Source organism: Rugosimonospora acidiphila, from assembly GCF_039543385.1.
Taxonomy (GTDB): Bacteria; Actinomycetota; Actinomycetes; order Mycobacteriales; family Micromonosporaceae; genus Rugosimonospora; species Rugosimonospora acidiphila.
On the sequence record NZ_BAABJQ010000023.1, the window covers coordinates 1 to 19,056 of the forward strand.

At 72.2% G+C, this 19,056-nt stretch carries 17 protein-coding genes; 6 read left to right on the plus strand and 11 right to left on the minus strand.

Annotation, left to right across the window (positions count from 1 at the left end):
• The first annotated feature begins 192 nt into the window (after nt 1-192).
• The 3 genes from ABEA87_RS30215 (at nt 193) to ABEA87_RS30225 (ending at nt 3,572) form a co-directional block, all read left to right on the plus strand.
• Entirely contained in the window at nt 193-1,209 is a 1,017-nt protein-coding gene (locus tag ABEA87_RS30215) for a LacI family DNA-binding transcriptional regulator (RefSeq protein ID WP_345635372.1), read from the plus strand.
• 104 nt (nt 1,210-1,313) lie between these two features.
• Entirely contained in the window at nt 1,314-1,835 is a 522-nt protein-coding gene (locus ABEA87_RS30220) for a formylglycine-generating enzyme family protein (RefSeq protein ID WP_345635375.1), read from the plus strand.
• Nucleotides 1,836-1,961: 126 nt separating this feature from the next.
• Nucleotides 1,962-3,572 carry a CocE/NonD family hydrolase gene (locus tag ABEA87_RS30225; protein WP_345635376.1) on the plus strand — a complete coding sequence of 537 codons (1,611 nt, stop codon included), beginning with the start codon at nt 1,962-1,964 and terminating at the stop codon, nt 3,570-3,572.
• Nucleotides 3,573-3,756: 184 nt separating this feature from the next.
• Here ABEA87_RS30225 and ABEA87_RS30230 read toward each other — a convergent pair whose 3' ends face one another.
• The 4 genes from ABEA87_RS30230 to ABEA87_RS30245 form a co-directional block, all read right to left on the minus strand.
• On the minus strand, nt 3,757-4,854 hold the full coding sequence (locus ABEA87_RS30230; protein ID WP_345635377.1) for a 1-acyl-sn-glycerol-3-phosphate acyltransferase: 1,098 nt from the start codon (nt 4,852-4,854) through the stop codon (nt 3,757-3,759).
• Entirely contained in the window at nt 4,851-5,684 is an 834-nt protein-coding gene (locus ABEA87_RS30235) for a patatin-like phospholipase family protein (protein WP_345635380.1), read from the minus strand. Before ABEA87_RS30235 ends, ABEA87_RS30230 begins: the two co-directional genes overlap by 4 nt.
• Nucleotides 5,685-5,747: 63 nt before the next feature.
• A complete protein-coding gene (locus ABEA87_RS30240; protein ID WP_345635382.1) occupies nt 5,748-6,974 on the minus strand; it encodes an ABC transporter permease in 1,227 nt (408 codons plus the stop codon).
• Nucleotides 6,971-7,873: an ABC transporter ATP-binding protein gene (locus tag ABEA87_RS30245; RefSeq protein WP_345635384.1), complete on the minus strand. Its 903-nt coding sequence runs from the start codon at nt 7,871-7,873 to the stop codon at nt 6,971-6,973. Before ABEA87_RS30245 ends, ABEA87_RS30240 begins: the two co-directional genes overlap by 4 nt.
• A gap of 120 nt (nt 7,874-7,993) precedes the next feature.
• Here ABEA87_RS30245 and ABEA87_RS30250 point away from each other — a divergent pair, with 120 nt between their 5' ends.
• The 3 genes from ABEA87_RS30250 (at nt 7,994) to glpK (ending at nt 10,736) form a co-directional block, all read left to right on the plus strand.
• Nucleotides 7,994-8,485 carry a nitrate reductase molybdenum cofactor assembly chaperone gene (locus ABEA87_RS30250; RefSeq protein ID WP_345635385.1) on the plus strand — a complete coding sequence of 164 codons (492 nt, stop codon included), beginning with the start codon at nt 7,994-7,996 and terminating at the stop codon, nt 8,483-8,485.
• Nucleotides 8,486-8,541: 56 nt separating this feature from the next.
• Nucleotides 8,542-9,159, plus strand: a complete 618-nt coding sequence (gene pcp / locus ABEA87_RS30255; protein WP_345635387.1) for a pyroglutamyl-peptidase I — start codon at nt 8,542-8,544, stop codon at nt 9,157-9,159.
• A 92-nt stretch (nt 9,160-9,251) separates the two neighbouring features.
• Nucleotides 9,252-10,736: a glycerol kinase GlpK gene (gene glpK / locus ABEA87_RS30260; protein ID WP_345635389.1), complete on the plus strand. Its 1,485-nt coding sequence runs from the start codon at nt 9,252-9,254 to the stop codon at nt 10,734-10,736.
• Between the two features lie 133 nt (nt 10,737-10,869).
• On the opposite strand, the gene ABEA87_RS30265 is transcribed toward glpK, so the two are convergent.
• The 7 genes from ABEA87_RS30265 to ABEA87_RS30295 form a co-directional block, all read right to left on the minus strand.
• On the minus strand, nt 10,870-12,525 hold the full coding sequence (locus ABEA87_RS30265) for a S1C family serine protease (protein WP_345635391.1): 1,656 nt from the start codon (nt 12,523-12,525) through the stop codon (nt 10,870-10,872).
• Nucleotides 12,526-12,588: 63 nt separating this feature from the next.
• A complete protein-coding gene (locus ABEA87_RS30270) occupies nt 12,589-14,163 on the minus strand; it encodes a sensor histidine kinase (RefSeq protein WP_345635393.1) in 1,575 nt (524 codons plus the stop codon).
• Between the two features lie 19 nt (nt 14,164-14,182).
• Nucleotides 14,183-14,923, minus strand: a complete 741-nt coding sequence (locus ABEA87_RS30275) for a response regulator transcription factor (protein ID WP_345635395.1) — start codon at nt 14,921-14,923, stop codon at nt 14,183-14,185.
• A gap of 140 nt (nt 14,924-15,063) precedes the next feature.
• Entirely contained in the window at nt 15,064-15,849 is a 786-nt protein-coding gene (locus ABEA87_RS30280) for a PadR family transcriptional regulator (RefSeq protein ID WP_345635397.1), read from the minus strand.
• Complete coding sequence (locus ABEA87_RS30285) at nt 15,846-16,721, minus strand: DUF4097 family beta strand repeat-containing protein (protein ID WP_345635399.1); 876 nt, start codon at nt 16,719-16,721, stop codon at nt 15,846-15,848. Before ABEA87_RS30285 ends, ABEA87_RS30280 begins: the two co-directional genes overlap by 4 nt.
• A 222-nt stretch (nt 16,722-16,943) precedes the next feature.
• Nucleotides 16,944-17,924 (minus strand): lysophospholipid acyltransferase family protein, encoded by a 981-nt coding sequence (locus ABEA87_RS30290; RefSeq protein WP_345635401.1) that lies wholly within the window; start codon nt 17,922-17,924, stop codon nt 16,944-16,946.
• A 50-nt stretch (nt 17,925-17,974) separates the two neighbouring features.
• Nucleotides 17,975-18,721, minus strand: coding sequence for a GNAT family N-acetyltransferase (locus tag ABEA87_RS30295; RefSeq protein ID WP_345635403.1), 747 nt, complete (start codon nt 18,719-18,721; stop codon nt 17,975-17,977).
• Nucleotides 18,722-19,056 lie beyond the last annotated feature (335 nt).

A 19,056-nucleotide genomic window follows, 5' to 3' on the forward strand; every position in this document is an offset into this window, starting at 1 on the left:
GAGCCGGGCGCGGCGGGCCGGGCGGGCCGGGCGGGCCGGGCGGGCAAGCGGGCCAGGGGGCGCCGAGCCGAGCCGGGCGCGCCGGCTGACGGCCAGGAGGGCGGTCGGGGCGGGCGGAAGAGTCGGCCGGGATCGCCGGGCCCGGCGGCGCGCGGCGGGCTCAGCGCGGCCGAGTTCTGCAACCATAGACGGATGTCTGTCCCGAAGGCGTTGCCGGGCACCGCCCGCCGGCCGACCATGGTCGATGTCGCCCGGCGTGCCGGCGTCAGCCTCAAGACCGTCTCCCGGGTGGTCAACGGCGAACCCGCGGTGGCACAGGCGCTGACCGACCGGGTGCTGGAGGCCATCGCCGAGCTCGGGTTCCGGCGCAACGACATCGCTCGCAACCTGCGCTCCGGCCGGGTCAACGCGACCATCGGGCTGCTCATCGAGGAGATCGACAACCCCTTCTACGCGGCCATCACCAGCGCCGCCGCGCAGGTCGCCTCGGCCCACGACACGCTGCTGATGACCGCGTCCTCCGAGGAGGACCCCGAGCGGGAGCGGCAGCTGCTGCTCGACCTGTGCCAGAGGCGGGTGGACGGGCTGCTGGTGGTGCCGGCCGGTACCGACCACTCGTTCCTGCGCCGGGAGGTGGAGATGGGCATGCCCGTGGTGTTCCTCGACCGGCCGCCGGGGCAGCTGCTGGCCGACACCGTGCTGCTGGACAACCGGGGCGGGGCGCGTGCCGGCATGCGGCGGCTGCTAGCCGCCGGTCATCGGCGGGTCGGCGTGCTACTGGACTCGCTGTCCGTGTACACGATGGCCGAGCGCCTGGCCGGGGTGCGGGACGCGCTGGCCGAGACCGGCGTCGGGTACGACGAGGCGCTGGTACGGGACGGGGTCAAGACGCCGGAGGAGGCCGCGGACGCCATCGCCGACCTGCTGGGCCTCGCCGACCCGCCGACCGCGTTCTTCGGCACCAACAACCGGATCACCGTCGGCGCGCTGCGCCAGCTCTGGCGGCTGGGCAGCGACGCGGCGCTGACCGGCTTCGACGACTTCGAGCTGTCCCACCTGATGCCGCGCCCGCTGACCGTCATCGCCTACGATCCCCGGGAACTGGCCCGCCAGGCCACCCAGCTGCTGTTCCGCCGGATCTCCGGGGACACCTCACCGCCCGCCACGACGGTGCTGCCCACCCAGCTGGTGGCGCGGGGTATCCGATAGTTTGCCCCACGTTTGTCCGTCGGTAATTGTACCTTTTGTTCGTGAGTCAGTGTGTTTCTATCACTCCACACCGAGGGCCGGCCGGGCCGCCCCCCTCGGCCGACATGGTGTGGATCCCGAGCGGTAGCTGCGAACTCGGCCCGGTGGACGGCTTCTGGATCGACGCCTGCCCGGTCACCAATGGGGAGTTCGCGGCGTTCGCCGCCGAGACCGGGTACCGCACGCTCGCCCGCCGCGAGCCCGACCTGGCCCCCTGGGCGGCGTACCCGGCCGGGCGGGCCGACCACCCGGTCACCGACGTCGCGTGGGTGGACGCGGTGGCCTACGCGGCCTGGGCCGGCAAGGCGCTGCCGACCGAGGCGGAGTGGGTCTGCGCGGCACACGACGCGCCGGAGGCACCCGGGGCGGGCGCCGGTACCCGGCCGGTCGCCGCCGGCGCGCCCAACGGGTACGGGCTGTACGACATGTTCGGCAACGTGTCGGAGTGGACGGCCGACTGGCACCGCGCCAGCGGGCCGCTGCCGATGAAAGTGATCAGAGGTGGCGCCGGCCGGCTCGCTCGGCCGTACCCGGTGCACGGGTACGGCGACGACCTCGGCTTCCGTTGCGTGGTGCGCACCGGGTGACGCCGCCGGCCACCCGACCCGCCGGCGCGGACGGTACCGCGGCGTGACGCCCCGAGCGTCCCGGCGGCCCGCGGCACCCGCCGGCTGACCCGCCGCCACTCGGGGAGCGCTGGGTACGGTGGCCGCATGAGCATCCCTAGCCGGGTGATGGAGCGAGTCTTACAGCTGCCGCCGGCCCGCACCCGGGCCGTGCGGGTGCGCCGCCGCATTCCGGTGCGCACGCGCGACGGGGTGGTGCTGCGTACCGATCACTGGGAGCCCCGGCTGCGCGGGGCGCCGACGATCCTGATCCGGACCCCGTATGGGCGGGGCGGCGCGATCGGGCTGGTCTCCGGGCGGCTGCTGGCCGAACGTGGCTTCCACGTGGTGATGCAGAGCTGCCGGGGCACCTTCGACTCGGGCGGCGAGTGGAACCCGCTGCGGTACGAGCGCGAGGACGGGCTGGACACGGTGGCCTGGATCGAGCGGCAGCCGTGGTTCGAGGGGAGCCTGTTCACCTTCGGGCCCAGCTACCTGGGGTTCACCCAGTGGGCCATCGCCTCCGAGACCGGGCCGGTGCTCAAGGGGATGCTGACCGCGGTCACCGCGTCCGCCTTCCGTGACCCCACCTACGCCGGCGGCGCGTACGCCCTGGACACGATCCTCAACTGGGCCACTCTCACCAGCAACCAGGGCGGCTCCACGCTGTCCTTCGCCTACAAGCAGTACCGCTCCCAGTCCCGGCTGCGCCGGGCGTGGACGCACCTGCCGCTGTCCGAGGTCGACGCGCTGGCCGCCGGCCGGGAGGTCACCTTCTTTCAGGAGTGGCTGACCCACTGCGAGCCGGACGACCCGTACTGGACGCCGCGCGGCAACCCCGACGTGGCGCGGGTACAGGCCCCGGTGTGCATGGTCGGCGGGTGGTACGACATCTTCCTGCCCTGGCAGCTGCGCGACTACGCGACCCTGCGCGCGGCCGGGGCGGCACCCCGCCTGGTGATCGGCCCCTGGACGCACGCCAGCCCCGAGCTGCTGGGCGCCTCGATGCGCGAGGCCATCGCCTGGTTCCGGGCGTCCATGGACGGCGGCGCGTCGGGCGGGGTACGGGTGCACGTCGGCGGGATCGACGAGTGGCGGGAGCTGCCCACCTGGCCGCCGAGTACCCGGTCCCGGTCGTGGTTCCTCCAGCCGGAGGGCGGGCTGGCGCCCCAACCGCCGGCGGCCTCCCCGCCGGACCGGTTCCGGTTCGACCCGTCCGACCCGACCCCGTCGCCCGGCGGCCCGCTGCTGACCCGGCAGGCCGGCCGGGTGGACAACCGGGCGGTCGAGGCCCGGCCCGACACCCTGGTCTACACCAGCGCCGTGCTGAGCGCCGACGTCGAGGCGATCGGGCCGGTCGCCGCGACCGTCCGGGTGCGGGCCGACGGCGAGCACTTTGACGTCTTCGTGCGAGTGTGCGACGTGGACCCGGACGGTCGCTCGGAGAACATCAGCGACGGGCTGGTCCGGGTCGCTCCGGGACAGTTCCCGCCGGACGCCGACGGAGTGCGCGCCGTCGAGGTCGAGCTGTGGCCGATGGGGTACGTGTTCCGGCGCGGCCACCGGATCCGGGTACAGCTGGCCGGCGGTGCCCACCCGCGGTACGCCCGCAACTGCGGCACCGGCGATCCGATAGGTACGGCGATCGAGCTGCGACCGGTGGCCCAGGAGATCTGGCACGACCCGGAGCACCCCTCCGAGCTGCGGCTGCCCGCCTGAGTCCGGCACCGGAACCCGGCGGGTGCGCGGCCGGCCACCACCCCCCGTCGCCACACCCGGTCCCGACCGACCGGGTGCGGCTCGCGGCGGCCGACCGCGCGGTCTACCCGCGTCTCATCGTGATCGAAGCCGGCCGGCCGGGGAGCGGTTCGCCGGGCATGTCCCCGGAACGGGATCGCCGCGCCTACTCTCCGGGCGGCGGTTGCGGTGCTCGCCTGCGCCGCAACCCGGCTCGGCCGGCCCCCGGGGCGGCCGGCTCGGCGCCGGTGGGCACCGCCGGCCGGTGAGACTCGATCCACATGTCGATGCGCGCCCACCAGCGGTACAGCCACTCGATCCGCGCCTCGTCGCCGGCCGGAACCTCCGCGCGCGGCACCAGCCACCACTGCATGATGATGGTCTTGTCCATCGGCAGCGCGCGCCACACGTCGGCCACCGTCAGCAGGTGGTCCACGCCGGTGTGCCCAACCATGATCACGTCGGCGTCCGGCGCGGCGTCGAGCGCGGCGAGCACGCCGCCGGGGTGCGGCGGCAGGACGTTGTGCATCCGCCGCGCGCGGGTCGCCATCTGCTGCAATCCGAGCGCGGACAGCCGCTGGATGGCCCGCTCCCACCGGCGCGGGGTGAAGTTGCCGCCCTCCGGAAAGATCAGTAGCGCGTCGTGCCGGCCGAGCCCGGCGGCCAGCGAGGCGATCTCCGACTCCGCCCGCTCGGCGGGCTCCCGGCCGGGCGCGATGAACCGGTTGGGCAGCCGGTTGAGCAGCACGTCGATGCTCGGATCCCACTGCAACGCGTCCTTGAGCACGATCCGCGGATCGCGGTCGTACCAGTTGATCAAGGCGTGTGCCAGCAGGAACGAGTCCCCCGGGCCGGCGTGCCGGGACAGCACCAGCAGCGGCCGGCCGGGCGGCACCGAGTCGGGTGCCGAGCCCTCGATCCTGACGTGCAGCCGGAGCACCCAGCGGGCCTGCCGGTACAGCACCCGCATGGCCCGGCCGCACAGCCGGTAGTGGGCGCGCTGGAACAGCGGCCCGCGCACCCTCCAGCCGAAGCCCGAGGCCAGCCACAGCGCGAGCATCACGACCAGCGCGACCAGCTCGACGAGCAGGTAGACGGTGGTGAGCCAGAGCAGCCGCAGCGGCCGCAGGAAACCCGGTACCAGCGGCGAGCCGGCCAGCGTCAGGACCACCCACACCGGCGCGGTACCCACCAGGACCAGCGCCAGCCCCATCACCACGGGTGCCAGCAGCACCCGCCGGAGCCAGCGCGGGGGTGGCCTCATCTGCCGATCGCATCCAGGTACTCGGCCGAGGCTTCATAGGCCCGGTTGATCCGGCGGGCGGCGGCGCCCAGGTCCCGGTACGCCAGCGGGGAGTCGTCCCGGTCGGAGCCGCTCCCGGCGGGCAGCACGTGCACCGTCACCGTGTCGGGGAGGTTGGCCATCTCCCGGGCGTACCGGTGCCGCCGGGACACCTCGAAGGCGACCTTGGCCACGTCCCACAGGTAACGGGGTGGCTTCAGGGGCCGGTCGATCCGGCCGACCTGGAGCACGTAGACGGTCGTGGCCCCCAGGTCCACCGCGCGGCCCACCGGGATCGAGTTGACGATGCCGCCGTCGATGAAGTGCTCGCCCTCGATGGCCATGGGCGGCAGCAGGCCCGGTACCGCCGACGAGGCGAGCACGGCCGGCACCAGGTCACCGTCGGCGAACCAGTGCTCGGCGGCGCGCTCGATGCTGGCGGCACAGCACTCGAACCGGACCCGCAGGTCGGCGAAGCTGGTCACCGGCCCCAGTTCGCGGCGCAGCATGTCGCGCAGCGGCCGCGGCGAGTGCAGGTGCGTGCCGCGGCGGGCCACCCGGAACAGTTGCCGGGATGCGGAGCCGCCGTAGACCTCCCGGGCCTCCGGCGACGCCCACAGCCGGCCGAGCCGCTCGGTGACCTCCTCGGTCGGGTCGGCGGCCACCAGCACCCCGTTCACGGCGCCGATCGAGGTTCCGACGATGAGATCCGGCCGGATGCCGCGCTGCAGCAGGGCTCGCAGCATGCCCACCTCGACCGCGCCGAGCACGCCACCTCCGCCCAGTACGAACGCCACCGATCCGCCGGACATACTGATCATCGTGCCACGGAACGCGGGCCCCGGCCCGCTAGCACAGGCTCGGGTAGAGGCCGCTCAGATGTCATCCCAGCGGAACAGCAGCGCCGAGATCGCGGAGAGCACCAGCGCGAAGCCGAGCAGGATGCCCAGCTCGGGCAGCACGCTGACCGGCGACCTGCCGCGCACCATCACGTCGAGCACGCCGGTGTTCAGGTGCTGCAGTGGGAACACCTTGGCCAGCCCCTGTAGCCACCCCGGCGCGCCGGACAGCGGGAAGAAGGACCCGGACAGGAACGCCATCGGGATGGTGATCAAGTTGGCGATGGCGCTGGCCGCCTCCATGGACTTCGCCTTCGCGCCGGCGAGCAGCCCGATCGACATGAACGCCAGGGTGCCGGCGAGGATCAGCGGGATCGACATCCACCAGTAGTGGGACAGCTTGAGGCCGAACGCGCCGGCGCCGACGGCGAGGAAGATCGCCGTCTGGATGAGCGCCACGCCCATCGACACCACTATCCGCGCGCCGATCACCGTCGGCACCCCGACCGGAGCCAGGGTGAGCCGGCGCAGGATCTTCTTCTGCCGCCAGGTGACCAGGGTCGACGCGGCACCGAAGGTCGCGCCGACCGCCACCGCGTACCCCAGCAGCCCCGGGGTTATGTACTGGATGTAGCTCAGCGACTTGTCTTCGACCTGCTGGATGTCCAGCGAGAACTTGGGCGGCTGTCCGGTGGCGTCCACGTTCGCGGTCTGTACCAGCGACGTGAGCACGCCCTGTACCGTCCCGGACGCCGTCGCGTCCGCGGCCGAGTAGTGCACCACTAACCGGTCGCCGACCTGCTCGATGGCCGCCGCGTCGTCGCCCTGGCGCACCTTGCCCAGCGCGGCCGTCCGATCGGTGGTCTTCGTGATGTCGAGCACGCGATCCAGCGCGGTGCGCGCGTCGGCCGGCAGCGTGTCGATCAGCGGAACCGAGCCGACCTCCAGCACGGACTGCCTGGAGGTGCCGCTGTTGCGGAACAGGCCGCCGAAGATGACCAGGAAGACCAGCGGGAACAGCAGGGTGAAGAACAGCCCGGCACGATCGCGGCGGAAACCCAGGAACATCGCCCGGGCCAGGCTGAGGAAGCTGGTCGCCCGCCGGCCGGTGGCGATCGGGCGAGGACCGAACCTCCCCTCGACCGGGCCGCCTTCGTTGGGGCCGCCCTCGTTGGGGCCGCCCTCGTTGGGGCCGGCCGGGTCGGCGGTCAGTTGGCCGGCGGCGTCGTCGCCCGGTTGTCCGGGCCGGCTCTGCGTGCTCATGCCCGGTACTCCCGTCCGGTGAGGTCCAGGAAGACGTCCTCCAGCGAGGCGCCGCGCACGGCCAGGCCGCGCAGCGCGTTGCGCTCGGCCAGCGTGGACAGCACGCTCGCCGGGTCCCGGGTGGACACGATCAGCGACACGCCGTCGTCGGTGACCTCCGCGTCCGGAAAGAGCTCGCGGGCGCCGTCCAGCGGCACGGTGCCGGTCTCGACGCCGATCCGGGTGGGCGCGTCCAGGCCGCGTACCAGGGCCGCGGGCGCACCGGACCTGAGGATGCGACCGTTGTCCATGATCGCCACCCGGTCGCAGAGCAGCTCCGCCTCGTCCATGTAGTGGGTGGTGAGCACGACCGTGCGCCCCTCAGCGTTGATCTCCCGGAGCAGGTCCCAGAGGTTGCGCCGGGCTTGCGGGTCCAGCGCCGCCGTCGGCTCGTCCAGGAAGACCACCTCGGGCCCGTGCACCAGCGCGCAGGCGATGGACAGCCGCTGCACCTGGCCGCCGGAGAGCTTCTCGGTGCGGGTGTCGGCCTTGTCCGCCAGCCCGACGACCTCCAGCATCCGGTCGGCGTGCGGCGCCGGGATCCCGTACAGGGAGGCGAACGTGCGGATCTGCTCGCGGGCGGTGAGCCGCTCGAAGAACGAGGTGGCCTGCAACTGCACGCCGATGCGGGGAAGCAGCCGGGCGTTGCGCGGCCAGGGGCGCATGCCCAGCAGGCTCACCTGCCCGGCGTCCGGCTTGCGCAGGCCCTCGACGATCTCCAGCAGGGTGGTCTTCCCCGCGCCGTTGGGTCCGAGGATGCCGAAGAACTCGCCGCGCTCGACCTCGAACGACACCCCGTCCACGGCGTGTGTGTCGCCGTACCACTTCCGTAGTCCGTCAACCTGGATGGTGGGCGTCATGGCCTGCAGGTTAGCGGCAGCCGTCCACCTCGCGGCCCCATAGGCGGGCCACTTTCGATGCTTCTGGTACTGTTTGTATGAATTGTCCAGCTAATTCCGGAGGCATCAGTGAAGCCGGCTGTGATCGGAATTGCCCAACAACTCGCGGCGCAGCTGCTGCGGCACCCGACGACGGCACTCGAGCGCCAGCTCGGCCACATCTCGGAGATCGCCGCGCTGCTGCCGACCGATGTCGGCACCCCGCTGGCGAGGCTTGCCGCTCACCTGCGTGGCACCGGCCCGGACGCCGCGGTCGAGGAGTATACGACGATCTTCGAGCCCGGCGGGGCACTGCTTCTGCTCAGCCATCCGGACGACCTCGCCTTCACGCTCGCCTACCAGCAGGCCGGCTTCAGGCTCGCGGAGACGGAGCGGGCGGACTTCCTGCCAGCGGTGCTGGAGTTCGCCGCGGCACGGGTGGCGGCCGACGACTTCCGCGGCCAGGAACTGCTGTGCGGATACCGGCCGGCGATCGACGCGATCGCCGACCGGCTGGCCGAACGCGACTCGCCGTACCTGCTCGCGATGGACGCGATCGGCGCGACGCTGCCGCTGCTGCACCCGGCCGCCTGACCGCACGCGGGCCGGCCCATGATCGCCGGTACCGGGGCAAATGCGAGGATGTCCCGGTGCCCCCTCGCGTACTGCTCACCGGCTTCGAACCCTTCGGCGGCTCCGACCTGAACCCCTCGTGGTCCGCGGTGCGGCTCGCCGCGGCCTCGGCGATCCCCGGCGTCGACCTGCACACCCAGCTGCTGCCCTGCGTCTTCGGTGCGGCCGGCGAGGTGCTGTGGGACGCGGTCGAACTGCTCGACCCCGACGTGGTGATCGCGGTCGGCCAGGCCGGGGGCAACAGCGGGCTGGCCGTCGAGCGGGTGGCGGTCAACCTCGATGACGCCACCATCCCGGACAACGCCGGGGCGCGTCCGGTCGACCGGCCGATCGTGCCGGACGGGCCGGTGGGCTACTTCGCCACCATCCCGGTGAAGGAGTGCGTAGAGGCGGCCCGGGCGATCGGCGTACCGGCGGCGGTGTCCGACTCGGCCGGCCGGTTCGTGTGCAACCACGTCATGTACGGGCTGCTGCACCGCGCCGCGACCCGCCGCCCGGGCCGGCTGCAGGGCGGGTTCGTCCACGTGCCGTTCGCGCCGGAGCAGGTGCCGGACGCGGGCCGGCCCAGCCTGCCATCGTCCACGGTCGCGGCCGGACTGCGCGCGATCGTCTCCCGGGCCGCCCGGCCCGCCTGACCGGTCGGGACGGGGCCGGTCGGGACGGGGCATCCTCCCGGGTCCGATCGAGCGGGAACGAGCCGAGCCAGGCCGGCTGGCAGACTGTCCGCGTGACCTCTCGCTACATCGCGGCGATCGATCAGGGAACCACCTCGACTCGCTGCATCATCTTCGACGGCGCTGGTCAGATCGTCGCGCTCGATCAGCGCGAGCACCAGCAGATCTACCCCCGGCCAGGCTGGGTCGAGCACGACGCGGCCGAGATTTGGCACAACGTTCAGGCGGTCACCCGCGCCGCCCTGGACGACGCCGGGCTGTCCCGCGCCGACCTGGCCGCGATCGGCATCACCAACCAGCGCGAGACCACCCTGCTGTGGGACACGGCGACCGGGGAGCCGGTACACAACGCGATCGTCTGGCAGGACACCCGCACCGACCGGATAGTCCGGGAATTGGCCGGCCAGGCCGGGACCGACCGGTTCCGCGACGCCTCGGGGCTGCCGCTGGCCACCTACTTCGCCGGGCCCAAGATTCGCTGGCTGCTGGACGAGCGGCCCGAACTGCGGGCCCGGGCCGAGTCCGGCGAAGTGGTCTTCGGCACCCTGGACACCTGGCTGATCTGGCGGCTGACCGGCCGGCACGCCACCGACGTGACCAATGCCAGCCGCACCATGCTGATGAATCTGTCCACACTGGACTGGGATGACCGGCTGCTCGACGCGTTCGGGGTGCCGCGGGCGATGCTCCCCGAGATCCTGCCCTCGTCCCACGTGTACGGCGAGGCTCGGGGCGACATCGGCGGGGTACCGGTGGCCAGCGCCCTGGGCGACCAGTCCGCCGCCCTGTTCGGCCAGACCTGCTTCGATCCCGGGCAGGCCAAGTGCACCTACGGCACCGGATCGTTCCTGCTGCTCAACACCGGCACCACGCCGGTGCGCAGCGAGCGCGGCCTGCTCACCACGGTCGGATATCAGATCGGGGACTGCCGCCCGGTGTACGCGCTGGAGGGCTCCATCGCGGTGACCGGTGCGCTGGTGCAGTGGCTGCGCGACAACCTCGGCATCATCTCCTCCGCACCGGAGATCAACGAGCTGGCCGCGACCGTGGAGGACAACGGGGGCTGCTACTTCGTGCCCGCCTTCTCCGGCCTGTTCGCCCCGTACTGGCGCACCGACGCGCGGGGCGTCATCGCCGGCCTGACCGGCTACGTGACCAAGGGGCACCTGGCCCGGGCGGCGCTGGAGGCGACCGGGTGGCAGGTCAAGGACGTCGCGGACGCGATGGTCGCGGAGTCCGACGTGAACATCGCCGAACTGCGGGTGGATGGCGGGATGACCGCGAGCGACCTGCTCATGCAGTTCCAGGCCGATGTGCTGGACGTGCCGGTGGTGCGCCCGACGATCGCGGAGACCACCGCCCTCGGCGCCGCCTACGCCGCCGGGCTCGCGGTCGGGATCTGGCCCGACCTGGAGACGCTGCGGGCCAACTGGCACGCCGACGCCGAGTGGCAGTCCCGGATGCCGGCCGCCGACCGGGACCGCGGGTACGGGCTGTGGCGCAAGGCGGTCGAACGCTCCCTCAACTGGCTCGACTGACCCGCGCGTTCGACGCGAGGCGTCCGCCCCAGGTGTGCCCCGCGGGTCTGTGCTCCGGAGCCCGGAACAGGACGAGCGGCGTGACCCCCGGAGGTCACGCCGCTCGCCCTTCTGGGAGGAGGCAAAGCCTGTGTCAGGACGATTCGCCCACGGTCACGGGTACCTGCTGGGTCGAGCCGTTGCGGCTCACCGTGAGCTGGAGCTTGTCGCCCACCTTGCTGTTCTGCACGACGTCGAGCAGGTCGTCGCTGCTGTGGATGTCGGACGCGTCGGCCTTGACGATCACGTCGCCCTCCTTCAGGCCGGCCTTGTCCGCCGGGCTCCCGCTGACCACGCCGGTCACCGAAGCCCCGACGTTGCCGTCGGCGGTACCGACGTTGACCCCGATGTACGGGTGGCTGACCTTCTCGCCCTTCATCAGCGACTGGGAGACGGAGTTGACCCGGTCGGACGGGATCGCGAAGCCCACGCCGATGTTGCCGTCGGCGTCACCCGAGGTCAGGATGCTGGTGTTGATGCCCACCACCTCGCCGCGGGTGTTCACCAGGGCGCCACCGGAGTTGCCCGGGTTGATCGCGGCGTCGGTCTGGATCGCGCCAGCGATGTCGGTCTCCTGCTGAGGTTGCTGTTGCTGCTGAGGAGGTTGCTGGGGCTGCTGGGGTTGCTGGGGCTGCTGGCCGCCGAACGGGTTCTGGCCGCCGAACGGGTTCTGCCCGCCGAAGGGGTCCTGGCCGCCGAAGGGGTCCTGCGGCTGCTGCGGCTGCTGCTGGTCCTCGGGCGTCTCCTCGATGGTCCGGTGCAGCGCGCTGACGATGCCGGCGGTGACCGAGCCCTGCAGTCCCAGCGGACTGCCGATGGCCATCACCGTGTCGCCCACCTGGACGGCGTCGCTGTCGCCGAACTTCGCCGCGGTCAGCTTCGAGACGCCCTGCGCCTTCACCACCGCGAGGTCGGTCTTCGGGTCGGTCCCCACGATCGTCGCCTGCGCGGTCTTGCTGTCGGCGAAGGTGACCTGGACGGTCTTGCCGGTCGCGTCGGCCACCACGTGGTTGTTGGTCACGATGTATCCGTCGGCCGAGATGATCACGCCGGAGCCCTCGGCGTCCGAGGTCTGGATCGAGACCACGCTGTTCTTCACCGTGTTCACGATGCCGGTCAGGCTGGAGCGGTCGACGGTTGGCGCCGGCGCGAGCGAGCTAGCGGCGTTGGAGTGGTCGGCGGCGTGCACGACCAGGCCGCCCACGACGCCACCGCCGCCGGCGAGCAGCAGGGCGAGCAGGCCAACGCCGATGGCCCTGCCCAGCCGGCCGGTGGGCTGGCGGGGTGCCGTCTGCTCCTGGTCGCCGGGCGGCTGCTCCTCGGCACCGGCCGGCTGCCCGGCCGCGTCGGGTGCCTGCGGGCCGTACCCCGCCGGCGCGCCGTACCAGCTCTGCTGGGGCGGGGGCACGGACCCCGCGGGCATCGCGGGCGGCATGGGCGCGCCCGAGGACACCGGCGTGGCCGAGGTCGGCGCCTGCTCCGGCTGCCAGACGGACGGCACCGGCTGGCCCGACACGGGCTGATTCGGCGCGACCTGACCCGGTACTGGCTGACCGGGTACCGGCTGGCCCGGTACCGGCGGAAGCGGCGCGGTCTGGTCCGTCGCGGGCTGGCCGTCGGAGGCCTGGCCAGGGGCGGGCTCACCCGACATCGGCTGCCCGTTCGGGCCGATGGGCAGCTCGCTCGTCGGCCGTTCATACCGGTCGTCCGGCTCCGGGAAGCGCTGCGGGTTCGTGTCGCTCTCGCTCATGGGTCCAAGACTGCCCCGCCCGACTGCGTCAGTCCTGGGTTCGGGCTGGAAGTTGGCTGTGAATCATTCCTCCGACCAATCCTCTTCCGGATCGACGCCGGGCGGGGCCAACGGGAGGCGCACCCGGAACGTGGCACCCTCCCCCGGCCTGCTGTCCACCTCGACGCTGCCCCGGTGCGCCACGACCAGCGCCGCGACGATGGCCAGCCCCAGACCGGTGCCGCTGGTCGCCCCGTTTCCGCCGTCGTTGCGGGTACGGGCGGTATCGGCGCGGTAGAACCGCTCGAAGACGTGCTCCCCCTGCTCCGGCGACAGCCCCGGCCCGGCGTCGGCGACCTCGATCACCGCCTGGTTCTCCTCGGGGCGCAGGCGCAGCGAGATCGGGGTACCCGCCGGGGTGTGCACCCGCGCGTTGGTCATCAGGTTCCCGACGACCTGACGCAGCCGTGACTCGTCACCGTTGACCATGATCGGACCGGTGCCCTCGGGAATCTCCAGGGTGATCTCGCGATCCGGGGCCACGGCCCTGGCCGCGGTCACCGCGTCGTTGGCGATCACCCGCAGCTCCAGCCGGGCGGGCACCAGCGGCCGCTCCATGTCCAGGCGGGCCAGCAGCAGCAGGTCCTCGACCAGCAGGCCCATCCGGGACGCCTCGCCCTCGATCCGGCCGATCAGCCCCTCGGTCGCCTCCGGCGCGCGGGCCGCACCCTGCCGGTACAGCTCGGCGAAGCCGCGGATGGTGGTCAGCGGGGTACGCAGCTCGTGCGAGGCGTCCGCCACGAACTGGCGCATCCGCTCCTCCGAGCGGCGGGCCCGGGTCTCGGACAGCCGGGCGGCCTCGGCCGCGCCCCGGGCCGCCGACTCGGCCGACCGGGCGGCGGCCTCCGAGGCGGTCTGCGCGGTGAACGCGACCTCGACCTGGCCCAGCATCGTGTTCAAAGCGCGGGCCAGGTGACCGACCTCGGTGCGCGGCTCCTGCTCGCCCGGCTCGAACTCCGGGATGCGCTGGGTCAGGTCGCCGCCCGCGATGGCGGCCGCGGTGTGCTCGATCGAGCGCAGCGGGCGCAGGCTGGCCTGCACCATCGCCGTACCCGCGACCGCGAGCAGGATCAGCGTGCCGGCCCCGATCAGCAGCTCGGCGACCACGAGCCGGGACAGCGTGTTGTCCACGTCGGTCATGTCGGCGGCCACCATCAGGTAGTGGCCGGGCTGGGAGACCAGCGGGGTGACCAGCACCCGCCAGCGGCCCTGGCCGCTCATCGACGGCACCGTGAAGACGCTGTCCAGCTTGGCCGCCGCCTGGGTCGTGTTGCGCGGCACCATGGGCAGGTCGGTGGCCTGGTACTGCGAGGTGTCGTAGATCGGCTGGAACAGCCCGGTCGGGCCGACCAACTCGGCGAAGAACTGCGACGGCAGCGCCACCGCCGACTGGGTGCCGGGATGCTCGTAGTTCTCGATGGACAGCGCGTTGGAGTCCTGAGCGACGGTCCGTACGTCGCTGTCGAGCCTGCCGACCAGGTACGCGCGGAGCGCGAACACGCTGGAGAAACCGATCACCACAAGCGCGGCGGTGACCAGTGCCATGACGGCGGCTACGAGTTTGAGCCGCAACGGTGTGCGGCTGAACGGGTGGATCATGGGACTCGCTAGGGGCTCGCTAAGAGGGCAGGCGCAGCACGTACCCGACGCCGCGCAGCGTGTGGATCAGCCGCGGCTCGGTGAAGTCGACCTTGCGACGCAGGTACGAGATGTACGACTCGACAATGCTGTCGTCACCCCGGAAGTCGTAGCTCCAGACATGGTCGAGGATCTGCCCCTTGGACAGCACCCGGCCCGCGTTGGCCATGAGATAACGCAGCAGCTTGAACTCGGTCGGCGACAGCGAGATCCGCTCGCCGTTGCGCCACACCTCGTGAGCCTCCTCGTCCAACTCCAGGTCGGCGAAGGTGAGCCGGGCCGAGACCGCCGCGCCGCTGGTCCTGCGCAGCACCGCGCGGATTCGCGCGGTCAACTCCTCCAGGCTGAACGGCTTGGTGACGTAGTCGTCGCCACCCAGGGTCAACCCGCGGATCTTATCGTCGGTGGTGTCCCGCGCGGTCAGGAAGACCACGGGGGTGCGGGTACCGCTGTCACGCAGCTTGCGAATGACCTCGAAGCCGTCGAGGTCTGGCAGCATCACGTCGAGGACGATCAGGTCCGGGCGCTCCTCGCGGGCAGCGCTGACCGCGGCGGCACCATTGGTCGCCGTGGAAACGGTGAATCCGGCGAAGCGCAGGCTGGCGGAGAGCAGCTCGAGGATGTTTGGGTCATCCTCTACTACGAGCAGTCTCGCCTCAGCCTGCGCCGCACCGGACAGCGTCGCACCCCCGGATTGTGCAACGCCGTCACGTACCCCCATGCGCTTCATCGTGGTCCCCTATGCTGTGCCATAACTGAAGTCTGCCTGGGAATTGGCTGAGAATCAGCGTTCGGCACGCATTCCCCGGAGAATGCCACCGGTTTGGCCCCGCCCGTCCGGTGTCCCCGGCCACCCCGGCATCACTCGCGCAGCAGCCGCCGCAGCTCGGTCAGGGCGCTGCTTACCACCGCCGTCGCGGCCCTGAGCTGGGCCTCGCCGGCCGAGCCCTGCCGGGCCATCCGGCGCACCTCCGAGGCGAGCTGGCCGACCGCGCGCTCCAGATCGCCGAAGGCTGGGGCGTTTGCCCGGGAGTCGCCAGTTGTGCGCGTACCGCGATCGCCGTCCGGCCCACCGTGGCCCTGGTTCCCATCGACCGAGTTGGTGTCGACCGAGTTGGTGTCGACCGGGTTGGTATCGACCGGGCTTCCGTCGGCACCCTGGGTCCACGGGCCCGGCGTGCCCGCTCCGCCGGCCGGCGCCCCGGGTGTCCACCGCCGGTGGGCCTGCTGCCAGGGCGCCCGGCCGGCGGAGCGGACCTGCCGCGCGGCGTCCCGGAGTTCCTGCTTGATGTCCCGCACCGAGCCACTGACGTGCTGCTCGATCTCGGAGGCCAGGGTGGTCAGGTCGGCCACCGACGCGTGGATCTCCGCCTCCAGGTCGGCCAGCTCGCCGGCCCGCTGGGTGAGCTCGGCCCGGCCGTCCCCGGTGAGCTCATAGACCTTGCGGCCGCCGGCCTGGGTGTGGGTTACCAGTCCCTCGGACTCCATCCGCTGCAGCCGCGGGTAGATGGTGCCCGCCGACGGCGCGTACAGGCCGAGGAACCGGTTCTCCAGCAGCCGGATCAGCTCGTACCCGTGCTTCGGCCCCTCGGCCAGCAGCTTGAGCAGGTACAGGCGAAGCCGGCCGTGGCTGAACACAGCCGTCATGTCGACGCCTCCACCGAACCCGTGCCGACCGGCCCCGGCTCGTCGTGGGCGAAGTCCTCATCGACCGGTCGGTGCAGCAGCGCGATGTTGCCGCCCATCGCGTTGGCGGAAAGCCGCCCGGTACCCGCGCCGATCCTGCCCCGCACCGATGTGCCCCGCTCGCCCTCGACTGCCAGATCCGGGAAGGCGCTGGTCACCCGGCCGTGCACCGCCGACAGCCGCACGGTCAGGTCACTGTCCTCGCGCACCCGGATGATGATCTCCCCGGAGATCGTCTCAAGATTGATCTCGCTGTCGTGCGGCGGGTTGTCCAGGTCGGCGGTGAGCGCCCCGGAGATCGTCTTCGCGGTCAGCCGCCGGGCGGCGGTGTCCGCCAGCGTGATCTCCCCGGAGACCGTGTCCAGCGTGATGTCTCCCGCGCAGCCCAGCGCCTCGATCGAGCCGGAGACCACGCTGGCCTTGATCCGCCCATCGACGCCCAGCAGCGTGGTTCGGCCGCTGGCACAGTCCACGCTCAAATCGGCGTGCACGGTCGAGACGATCACCGAACCGGACCCGACCTTCAACGTCGCCGGGGTCTGGAACGGGACGGCTATCGACACGTCCGCCGAGAACCTGCGCCGGCCGCCGATCCACCACCACCACAGCGGCTTGAAGATCCCGGGCCAGGCGCGCGGCACGTCATGGTGCACCGACAGCTGTCCGTCCTCGCTGCGGACGTTGAGCTTGAGCTCCCCCACGGCGCTGACCTCCACCCGGGCCGGCCCGTCGGTGCCGACGAGGCTGAGCCGGCCGGCCAGCAGGGAGACGTCGAGCCGGTCGACGCGGTCGATGTCGAGCCGCCGAGGTTCGGTGATCGCCCAGTAGGCCACCGCGCACCTCCAGGAAGAGATTCGAATGGTACGGGCGCGACGTGTGTCGCGTTAGATCGTGACCAGACTATCGCGATGTATCGCGAATTCCCAGAGTCGGCGCGGCTCGTCGGCAGGAGTGAGTAAATGCGGCTGTCTACGGCCGAGAATCAAATGATTGCGGCCGTAGACAGGTAGTTGATATGAAAAACCGGCGCTCGACGCGGACGGGCAGCGCGCCGCTCAGGCCGCCCGCCGCAGCGCGAGCGGGCCGGCCGCCCCCTCGTCCGCGACCTCGGTCCGCAGCGGGATCGGGGCCACCGGCGGCACGGCGACCGGCGGCACGGCGACCGGCGCCTGGCGCCGCGTGCCCCGGTCCGCGGCCGGACCGGACGCGCCGACCGCCATCGCGGCCACCCTCGCCAGGCTGCGTCGGGTCGCACCCGAGGCCGGGTGGATGATCGATCCGCAGACCAGCCGGATGTCCAGCCGCGGCAGGCGCATGATCCGGCGCAGCGAGTCGAGCAGCGTCTCGTCGCCGATGAAGGCCGCCGCCGCGGTCCGCCCGGCCCCGGCCAGCCCGAACCTCAGCGTGACCGGGACGATCGCGGCGCCCGCCTCGACGGCCGCCTGGAAGAACGCCGGCCGGAACCGGCCGATCGACCGGCCGCAGGAGGTCGTTCCCTCCGGGAACACCACCACCACCTCGCCGGCCTCCAGCGCCGATCGGACGTCGGCCACCGCCGCCGGCAGCGCGCGGGGCCTGGCCCGGTCCACGAAGATCGTGCCGGCGTACCTCGCGATCCGGCCGACCACCGGCCACTCGCCGACCTCGCACTTGGCGACCAGCCGGGTGCGCCCGGCGGCCAGCAGCACCACGATGTCCAGCCAGGAGATGTGATTGGCGACGACCAGGGTGCCGCCGCAGGCCGACCCGGCCGCACCGCGCCCCGCGGCGGGCCGCCAGCTCGGGATCCGGCCGCGCACGCTCACCCGGATGCCCAGCGCGCGCAGCACGCCCCGGGCGCACCAGCGCACCGGCCGCGCCCGGCTCCCGGCCGGCAGCAACGGCAGCACCGGCGTCAGCACCACCGCCACGAGCATGACGCCGGCGGCGGCGGCGAACCGGCTCGCGCTTCTGAGCCGGCCGACGGCCGTGAACGGCTCGTCGTCGTTGAGGCAGTTCACGTCGCACGATGACGTGGGCTGCCACAGGTCGTTCACGACCCGCACCTCGCTCACGGGGCGCCCCGCCTCCGTGGTCGGCCCGCCGTTCACGGCATCGCACCCAGGAAGTGCCGTAGGTAGCGCGGGTCCACCCGGTCGAGGCCGAGCAGCACGTAGAAGTCGGCGCAGCCGAAGTCGGGGTCGTACGCGGGAGCCCCGCACACCCAGGCGCCCAGCCGCAGGTACCCGCGCAGCAGCGGCGGCACCGCCACCCGGCCCGGCGCCTCGGTCCCCGGGTGCCACGGCTGCCGCGGTGTGACCCGGTACTCCTCGGGCGCCAGGTGCCGGCGCTGGACCAGGTCCCACACCCCCGTCGCGACCGTACCGCCGTCGTCCAGCCCGACCGAGGCGCAGCCGGCCAGCCATTGGTGCCCGGTCAAGTGCATATACCGGGCGATACCGGCCCACATTAGGTTAATCACCGCTCCGCCCCGGTGATCCGGGCGCACGCAGGAGCGGCCCGTCTCCACCAGGTCGTGGGCGATCCCGGCCTGCGCCGAAAGCTCGAACTCCGTGTCGGAGTAGCGCCCCTCGATGCGCCCCGGCGGGAGCATCCGGTAGGTGCCGACCACCGCACCGGTCAGGTCCTCGACGACGATCAGGTGGTCACAGTGCCGGTCGAATTCATCCACGTCCAGGTGCGGCGTACCGGTGTGCAACCGCGCGCCGAGTTCCTCGGCGAACACCTCGTACCGCAGGCGCTGCGCCGCGCGGACCTCGGCGGGGCCATCCGCGATGCGCAGCGTGTACCGGGCCGCTCCGGTGGTGGGTGTGCTGACGGCTAGTACAGTCATACAACTCTGTGTAAATCCGTGGCCTGCCGAAATGATGAACGTCGACCGCTCACCGACGTGGAATCCTGATGAACGGCTGTGACCGGGGTCGACCGGATGCCGGGTGATCGACGGTCGTGCCCATTTATCACTCACGGTTATCCGGCGGGACTCTCGGTCATCCGGCGAGGGGTCCGCATCATGATCACGTCGGGTCGGGTTTTGGACACAGACCGCCACGACGGGGCAGCGCGCCATTCATCGCGTGCGGCACAATCGTGGCGTGCGGTGCTCATGCCTATCGATCAGGCGCCAGGATATTTCCTGATTGTTGCCGCCATATCAGAGGTCGCTCC